The organism is Streptomyces sp. NPDC049577, assembly GCF_040675635.1.
Lineage (GTDB): Bacteria > Actinomycetota > Actinomycetes > Streptomycetales > Streptomycetaceae > Streptomyces.
Genome location: NZ_JBFAPH010000317.1, coordinates 1 through 7,412, shown reverse-complemented (window position 1 = coordinate 7,412; position 7,412 = coordinate 1). Strand labels below are relative to the sequence as shown.

The following is a 7,412-nucleotide window of genomic DNA, read 5'->3' as shown; positions in this document are numbered from 1 at the left end:
CCGAAGTCGGAGGTGAGGTCGAGCACCCAGACTTCACGGTTCAGCTGCCGGTAACCGTCCCTCAGGCGGTCGATGTACGGCTCGGCGAACGCGTCGAGGTCGACGGCGGCCTGGCGGGTGCGATTGTACCACCACAGGGCGACCGCGTCCCGCTCGACGAGTTCCAGGAAGCCCTGGACCAGGGCGTCCTCGGGGCTGCTGCCGGCGGCGTTGCCGTTGGAGTCGGCGCGGAGGCCGTCCGACCGGCCCTCGGCACCGGCGAAGTAGAGCATCGAGGTGGGCAGCAGCCGGTGCGTACCGCCGGTGAGGGACCACACGGGCGTCCACTCCGTCGGCCTGTTCTCGTCGAACGGCTCGCTGACGTACTGGAAGTGGGACCCCCGGGCGTTCCAGCGCACCCGGTCGCGGTACTGCCGCTCGTCGTAGAGCTGGCAGGCGTTGGGGTGCAGGGCGGCCGGGCCCAGGTCACGGTAGGTGTCCCACACCACGGGCTCGTCGCCGTGCCGGGTGCCGCTGTAGCGTTCCACCGCCTCGCACAGGGCTCCCGCCCGTGCCTCGGTCTCGGTCAGGCCCTTCCCCCCGCTCAGCGAGCGCAGTCCGGCCCGCAGTCCGGCGAGTGTGTGCGGGGCGACGGCCAGGTTGTGTCCCGAGATGTAGCTGTCGACGAATTCGGGGCTGCGCGGCGCGCGTTGGATGCCCTTGACGATTCCGGTGACCGGATCGACGAGGTGGCCGTAGCGCTGGAGTGTCTGCTCGGCGGTGAGCGACCGGTGGCCGTTGAGGATCTGCCGGGCCTTCGGCCGCGACCGGATCACGAACGGTGCGCGGACCCGGTCGCCGACCAGACCCGGGTCGCCGCACACGGCGCACTGCGGCAGCCGTGCCACCGGATGGGTGCTGACCTGGGGCTGGAGCGTGTCCATGGTGTGGACGGCGTCCTGTGCCGGATAGCGCATGCCCGCAAGCCACTTGGCCGTTTCCAGCGCCGCGAACTGCGCGGCCATCCAGCGTCCGGCCGCCAGGGCGGTGGCCGGCTTCGCCACGGGCCGGTTCAGGCCGAGGGCACGTTCCACCAGTCGCTCGGAGCGCCGGTGACCGCGCAGCCGTGCGGCCAGGCAGTGCCAGCACGGGCCGTCGTCGGACCGGAACAGCGGGCCGACCCAGGGCTCGACGCCGCCGACCTTGACGAGCAGCCAGGGCGTGCGCCGGGCCCGGTGCGCGTCGTCCACCTCGCCCAGTTCTGGCGACAGGTAGTCGTCGCACAGGACGACGGTCAGGTTCGCGTCCGCCTCGCGGTCCGCGACCCGGATGCCGCACTCGCGGAAGGCGATGAGGACCGGTTCCGGATCGACTCCGCTCAGCGCCTCGATCCACACCGAGGAGGCCGCCAGCGCGGCCGCCGCCTGCCGGCCGTCCAGCCCGGCGAGGTCCCAGTAGGCCTCGGCGGCGGGGTCGGCCGGCGTCCCCGGGCCGGCGGCCGGGGCCTCGTCGCGGTCGAATCTGAGGAGGCCGGCCCCGTCGAGCGTGAGCAGGGCCTCCTCCGCCTCGGCCGCGGTCAGGAGCGGGGCGGCCGCGCTCAGGACCTCGCGGACGCTCATGGTGCCGTCCAGCAGGGGCACCAGCACGCCCGCCTGTTCCCCGTGCAGTGCCGTCACCCCGCGGTGCGACACCAGGTAGACCGCCTCTCCCGGTACGACGGTGGGACGCAGATGCCGTTTGAAGCCCACCAGCAGCTCGCTGTCCAGCCCCGCCGTGCGCACGTCGTGTCCCCCGTGACCGCTCATGCCGCGATCTGCCCGTGGATGTCGAGCGCGTCGTGGGCGGGAAGGGCGGAGATGCCGCACCCGCAGACCGGCACGTACCCCTGCTCGGGTGCGGCGTCGAGGTTCTCGATCACCAGCCGTGGGCGGGTCGCCCGCGTGGCGGGCTGGGCCGTGGCCCCGGTGGCTCTGGTGGCGTTGCGAAAGACGTGGTTCATGACGTTCCTCCCCCGACTTCGTCATGCTCGTGTAATCGCGTGCTTGTTCGTCACTGATTCTGTTGGGGAGCGTGAGGCACGAGAAGTGCTCTTGTCATCAGCGGGGGATGAAGACTTCACACCCGGTCCCGGGAACTGTTGCGGACGCTGGTACGTACCTCGTCCCGGCGGTGGTGGTAACGGCACACGGCCACGGCCCTGACCCCCGCCGACACCGGGGGAAACACCAGGTGTTCCCGCGCCCTCGCGGGCCGGACGGTGGGTAGGCCACATGCTCGGCGGCCGTGAGTTCTTCATGCCCCCTACGGCGCCCAGCATGCCAGAAGGCCGCCTCCCTCTTCGCGAGGAGACGGCCTGACGTGCGTGTCGCCGTGCGAGCGGCGGGCGTTCAGCGTTCCTTCTGGGCCAGCCGCAGCAGGTGGTCGGCCAGGGCCTGGCCGCCGTTCGGGTCGCGGCTGATGAGGAGGACCGTGTCGTCGCCGGCGATGGTGCCGATGATCTCGTGGACGCCGGCCTGGTCGATGGCGGAGGCGAAGAACTGGGCGGCGCCCGGCGGGGTGCGCAGGACGACGAGGTTGGCCGAGGCCTCGGCGGAGATGAGCAGCTCGCCGGCGAGCCGGCCCATACGGGCCTCGGTGGCGGACTCGCCGAGGGGCGCGCGGGGGGTGCGGTCGCCGCCCTCGGAGGGGACGGCGTAGATGAGCTCGCCGCCGGTGTTGCGGATCTTCACAGCACCGAGTTCGTCGAGGTCCCGGGAGAGGGTGGCCTGGGTGACGGTGAGTCCGTCGTCGGCGAGCAGCTTGGCCAGCTGGCTCTGCGAGCGCACCGGCTGCCGGCCGAGGATGTCGACGATCCTGCGGTGACGTGCGGTACGGGTCTGCGGCACGGCCTGTCCGCCGTGGGCCGGCTCGGTCTGCTGCGCCTCGGTCATGGTCTCGTCAGTCTCCGGATCGTCGTTCCCCGTGGGCCTCGTCGGCCGCTCACGTCCCTTCCCCGGCGGTGGCGGCGTCCAGGACGGCGGGGAGCGCCCGGAGGAACGTCTCCACCTCGTCGTCCGTGACGATCAGCGGAGGGGCCAGCCGCACCACGTTCGGCGCGACCGCGTTCACCAGGAGTCCGGCATCCTGTGCAGCCTGCTGCACCGTCGGCGCGAGGGGCTCGGAAAGGACAATACCCAGCAACAGGCCCGCGCCACGGACGTGGTCGACGAGCGGATGCCGGAGCGTGGCGATTCCGTCACGCAGCAGAGTGCCCGTGCGCCTCACCCGGGCGAGGACGTCCTCCTTCGCGATCGTGTCGAGGACGGCGAGGGCCGCCGCGCAGGCGACCGGGTTGCCGCCGAAGGTGGAGCCGTGCTGTCCGGGTGTCAGCAGGTCGGCGGCGGTGCCGAAGGCCAGCGTGGCGCCGATCGGAAGGCCGCCGCCGAGGCCCTTGGCCAGGGTGACGACATCGGGCTCGACACCCTCGGCCAGGTGTGCGAACCAGTGGCCGGTGCGGCCGATACCTGTCTGGATCTCGTCCAGGACGAGCAGGGTTCCGGTCGCCCGGGTGATCTCGCGGGCGGCGGCGAGATAGCCGGCCGGCGGGACGATGACGCCGTTCTCGCCCTGGACGGGCTCCAGCACGACGAGGGCGGTCTCCTCGGTGACGGCCGCGCGGAGCGCCTCGGCGTCCCCGTACGGCACGTGGCTGACGTCGCCGGGCAGCGGCCGGAAGGGGGCCTGTTTGACGGGCTGTCCGGTGAGGGCCAGGGCGCCCATGGTGCGGCCGTGGAAGCCGCCGGAGGTGGCGACCATGCGGGTGCGGCCGGTGAGCCGCCCGATCTTGAAGGCGGCCTCGACGGCCTCGGCGCCGGAGTTGGAGAAGTAGACCCGGCCGGGGCGGCCGGCGAGCTCCAGCAGCCGCTCCGCGAGGGTGACCGGCGGTTCGGCCGTGAAGAGGTTGGAGACGTGGCCGAGGGTGGCGATCTGGTCGGAGACCGCCCGGACGACGGCGGGGTGGGCGTGGCCGAGGGCGTTGACGGCGATGCCGCCGACGAAGTCCAGGTAGCGCTTGCCGTCCGCGTCCCACACGGCGGTGCCCTCCCCGCGCACCAGGGGCAGACGCGGGGTGCCGTAGTTGTTCATGAGCGCGCCCTGCCAGCGCGCGGTCAGTCCGGCGTTGCTCACGCCTCCCCCTTCTCCGGGTCGGGCACGACCATCGTGCCGACGCCGTCGTCCGTGAAGATCTCCAAGAGGATCGAGTGCTGGACCCGTCCGTCGATCACCCGGGCGGTGCGCACGCCGTTGCGGACGGCGTGCAGGCAGCCCTGCATCTTGGGCACCATGCCGCTCGACAGTTCGGGCAGCAGCCGTTCGAGTTCGCTCGCGGTGAGCTGGCTGATGACCTCGTCGCTGTGCGGCCAGTCGGCGTACAGGCCTTCGACGTCGGTGAGCACCATCAGCGTCTCCGCACCGAGGGCGGCGGCGAGCGCGGCGGCGGCGGTGTCGGCGTTGACGTTGTAGATCCCGTCGGCGCCGCCGGCGATGGAGGAGATGACGGGGATGCGGCCGTCCTCCAGGAGGGCCGTGACGGCTCCGGTGTCGATGGCGCTGATCTCGCCGACCCGGCCGATGTCGACGCGCTCGCCGTCGAGGTGCGCGTAGTGCCGGGTGGCGGTCATCAGCCGGGCGTCCTCGCCGGTGAGGCCGACCGCGAGGGGGCCGTGCCGGTTGAGGAGTCCGACGAGCTCGCGCTGCACCTGCCCGGCGAGCACCATCCGTACGGCGTCCATCGCCTCGGGCGTGGTCACCCGCAGCCCGGCCTTGAACTCCGAGGGGATGCCCATCCGGTCGAGGTGGGCGCTGATCTGGGGGCCACCGCCGTGCACGACGACGGGCCTGAGGCCCGCGTGGCGCAGGAAGACGACGTCCTGGGCGAAGGCGGCCTTGAGCTCATCGTCGACCATGGCGTTGCCGCCGAACTTGATGACGACGGTCTTGCCGTGGTGCCGGGTCAGCCAGGGCAGGGCCTCGACGAGGGTGCGGGCCTTGGGCAGGGCGGTGTGCTTGCGGGTCGTGCCCGCCGTCCCGTCCGCCGTCATGACGAGTACGCGCTGTTCTCGTGGACGTAGTCCGCGGTCAGGTCGTTGGTCCACACGACGGCGCTCTCGGTGCCGGCCGACAGGTCGGCGGTGACCCGGACCTCCCGGTAGCGCATGTCGACGAGTTCGCGGTCCTCGCCGATGGAGCCGTCGCGGCAGACCCAGACGCCGTTGATGGCGACGTTGAGCCGGTCGGGGTCGAAGGCGGCGGAGGTGGTGCCGATCGCGGCGAGCACCCGGCCCCAGTTGGGGTCCTCGCCGTGCAGGGCGCACTTGAGGAGGTTGTTCCGGGCGATGGAGCGGGCCACCTCGACGGCGTCGTCCTCGTCGGCCGCGTTGATCACCTCGATGCGGATGTCCTTGCTCGCGCCCTCGGCGTCGCCGATGAGCTGCCGGGCGAGGTCCGCGCAGACGGCCCGTACGGCCTCGGCGAAGTCCTCCTCGGCGGGGGTGAGGCCGCTGGCGCCGGAGGCGAGGAGGAGCACGGTGTCGTTGGTGGACATGCAGCCGTCGGAGTCGGCCCGGTCGAAGGTGGTACGGGTGGCGGCGCGCAGGGCCCGGTCGAGGGCGGGGGCGTCGAGGTCGGCGTCGGTGGTGAGGACGGCGAGCATGGTGGCCAGGCCCGGGGCGAGCATGCCGGCGCCCTTGGCCATGCCGCCGACGGTCCAGCCGTCGCCTTCGGCGACGGCGGTCTTGTGCACGGTGTCGGTGGTCTTGATGGCGATGGCGGCCTTCTCGCCGCCGTGCCGGGAGAGTTCGGCGGCGGCCTTCTCGATGCCGGGCAGCAGCCGGTCCATGGGCAGCCGGACGCCGATGAGGCCGGTGGAGGCGACCGCGACCTCGGCCGCGCTGACGCCGAGGGCCTCGGCGGCCTTCTCGGCGGTGGCGTGCGTGTCCTGGAAGCCCAGCGGTCCGGTGCAGGCGTTGGCGCCGCCGGAGTTGAGGACGACGGCGGAGACCTGTCCCCCCTTGAGGACCTGCTGGGACCACAGGACGGGCGCGGCCTTGACGCGGTTGGCGGTGAAGACTCCGGCGGCGGCCAGGCGGGGGCCGCGGTTGACGACGAGGGCGAGGTCGGGGAGACCGTTCTCCTTGATGCCGGCGGCGACTCCGGCCGCCGTGAACCCCTTCGCTGCGGTGACGCTCACTGCGGCTCCTTCGTCGTCATGTCCATCGTCGTGTCCATCGTCGTGATCGTTTCGTCTTCCGTGGTGGCGCACGGGGTCAGCCGTGCCAGGAGGGTCGCGAGGATCCGGCGTACGCTCACGGCGCGACTCCGGTGGCGGGCAGCCCCAGTTCCTCGGGGAGGCCGAGGGCGACGTTCATGCTCTGCACCGCGCCGCCGGCGGTGCCCTTGGCGAGGTTGTCGATGGCGCTGACGGCGATGATCCGGCCGGCCGACTCGTCGAGGACGACCTGGACGAGGGCGGTGTTCGAGCCGTACACGGCCCCGGTGGCCGGCCAGCGCCCCTCGGGCAGCAGATGGACGAAGGGCTCCTGGGCGTACGCCTTCTCGTAGGCGGCCCGTACCGCCTCGGCGGTGACGCCGGGGCGGGCCTTCGCGCTGCAGGTGGCGAGGATGCCGCGCGGCATGGGGGCGAGGGTGGGGGTGAAGGAGACGGAGACGGGCTCGCCGGCGAGGGCGGAGAGGTTCTGCGCCATCTCGGGGGTGTGGCGGTGGGTGCCGCCGACGCCGTACGGGCTCATCGAGCCCATGACCTCGCTGCCGAGCAGGTGCGGCTTGGCCGCCTTGCCCGCGCCCGAGGTGCCGGAGGCGGCGACGATCACGGCTTCGGGCTCGGCGAGGGCGGTGGCGTAGGCAGGCAGGAGCGCGAGGGTGACGGCCGTCGGGTAGCAGCCGGGGACGGCGACGCGCGTGCTGCCGCGCAGCGCCTCGCGGGCGCCGGGCAGTTCGGGCAGTCCGTAGGGCCAGGTGCCGGCGTGCGGGGTGCCGTAGAACCGCTCCCACTCCCCCGCGTCCCGCAGCCGGAAGTCGGCTCCGCAGTCGATGACCAGGGTCTGCTCGCCGAGCGCGGCCGCGACGGCGGCGGACCGGCCGTGCGGCAGGGCGAGGAAGACGACGTCGTGCCCGGCGAGCGCCTCGGGGGTGGTCGGCGCGAGGATCCGGTCGGCGAGCGCGGGCAGCTGGGGCTGCAGCGCGCCCAGCGCCTGGCCGGCGTTGGAGTTCCCGGTCAGCGCCCCGATGCGGACCCCGGGGTGGCCGAGGAGCAGGCGCAGGACTTCCCCGCCCGCGTATCCGCTGGCTCCCGCCACTGCCGCTCGTATGGCCGTCATCGCTTCCTCCATCCACTGATGGCATGACTATACGGAGAACGGCAGCTTTATGCAATG

Annotated in this window: 8 protein-coding genes; all 8 read right to left on the bottom strand. The window is 72.7% G+C overall.

The window, feature by feature from the left end; genetic code table 11:
- Positions 1 to 1,784: TOMM precursor leader peptide-binding protein (locus AB0K09_RS26810; RefSeq protein WP_366067966.1), on the bottom strand; the 1,784-nt coding region annotated here is incomplete at its 3' end.
- On the bottom strand, positions 1,781 to 1,978 hold the full coding sequence (locus tag AB0K09_RS26805; RefSeq protein WP_366067965.1) for a hypothetical protein: 198 nt from the start codon (positions 1,976 to 1,978) through the stop codon (positions 1,781 to 1,783). The genes AB0K09_RS26810 and AB0K09_RS26805, both read right to left, overlap by 4 nt.
- A 388-nt stretch (positions 1,979 to 2,366) precedes the next feature.
- Positions 2,367 to 2,909: an arginine repressor gene (locus AB0K09_RS26800; protein WP_366067964.1), complete on the bottom strand. Its 543-nt coding sequence runs from the start codon at positions 2,907 to 2,909 to the stop codon at positions 2,367 to 2,369.
- A gap of 49 nt (positions 2,910 to 2,958) precedes the next feature.
- On the bottom strand, positions 2,959 to 4,146 hold the full coding sequence (locus tag AB0K09_RS26795) for an acetylornithine transaminase (protein WP_366067963.1): 1,188 nt from the start codon (positions 4,144 to 4,146) through the stop codon (positions 2,959 to 2,961).
- Positions 4,143 to 5,060 (bottom strand): acetylglutamate kinase, encoded by a 918-nt coding sequence (argB, locus tag AB0K09_RS26790; RefSeq protein ID WP_366067962.1) that lies wholly within the window; start codon positions 5,058 to 5,060, stop codon positions 4,143 to 4,145. The genes AB0K09_RS26795 and argB overlap by 4 nt, the downstream gene beginning before the upstream one ends.
- A complete protein-coding gene (argJ, locus tag AB0K09_RS26785) occupies positions 5,057 to 6,208 on the bottom strand; it encodes a bifunctional glutamate N-acetyltransferase/amino-acid acetyltransferase ArgJ (RefSeq protein WP_366067960.1) in 1,152 nt (383 codons plus the stop codon). The genes argB and argJ overlap by 4 nt, the downstream gene beginning before the upstream one ends.
- Positions 6,205 to 6,327 carry a hypothetical protein gene (locus AB0K09_RS26780; RefSeq protein WP_366067959.1) on the bottom strand — a complete coding sequence of 41 codons (123 nt, stop codon included), beginning with the start codon at positions 6,325 to 6,327 and terminating at the stop codon, positions 6,205 to 6,207. Before AB0K09_RS26780 ends, argJ begins: the two co-directional genes overlap by 4 nt.
- Positions 6,324 to 7,355 carry an N-acetyl-gamma-glutamyl-phosphate reductase gene (gene argC / locus AB0K09_RS26775; RefSeq protein ID WP_366067958.1) on the bottom strand — a complete coding sequence of 344 codons (1,032 nt, stop codon included), beginning with the start codon at positions 7,353 to 7,355 and terminating at the stop codon, positions 6,324 to 6,326. The genes AB0K09_RS26780 and argC overlap by 4 nt, the downstream gene beginning before the upstream one ends.
- Between the last annotated feature and the right edge of the window lie 57 nt (positions 7,356 to 7,412).

Excerpts from the sequence above, each read along its gene's own strand:
- AB0K09_RS26805 (WP_366067965.1), bottom strand. The coding sequence starts at position 1,978 with ATGAACCACGTCTTTCGCAACGCCACCAGAGCCACCGGGGCCACGGCC.
- AB0K09_RS26800 (WP_366067964.1), bottom strand. The coding sequence starts at position 2,909 with ATGACCGAGGCGCAGCAGACCGAGCCGGCCCACGGCGGACAGGCCGTG.
- argB (WP_366067962.1), bottom strand. The coding sequence starts at position 5,060 with ATGACGGCGGACGGGACGGCGGGCACGACCCGCAAGCACACCGCCCTG.
- argC (WP_366067958.1), bottom strand. The coding sequence starts at position 7,355 with ATGACGGCCATACGAGCGGCAGTGGCGGGAGCCAGCGGATACGCGGGC.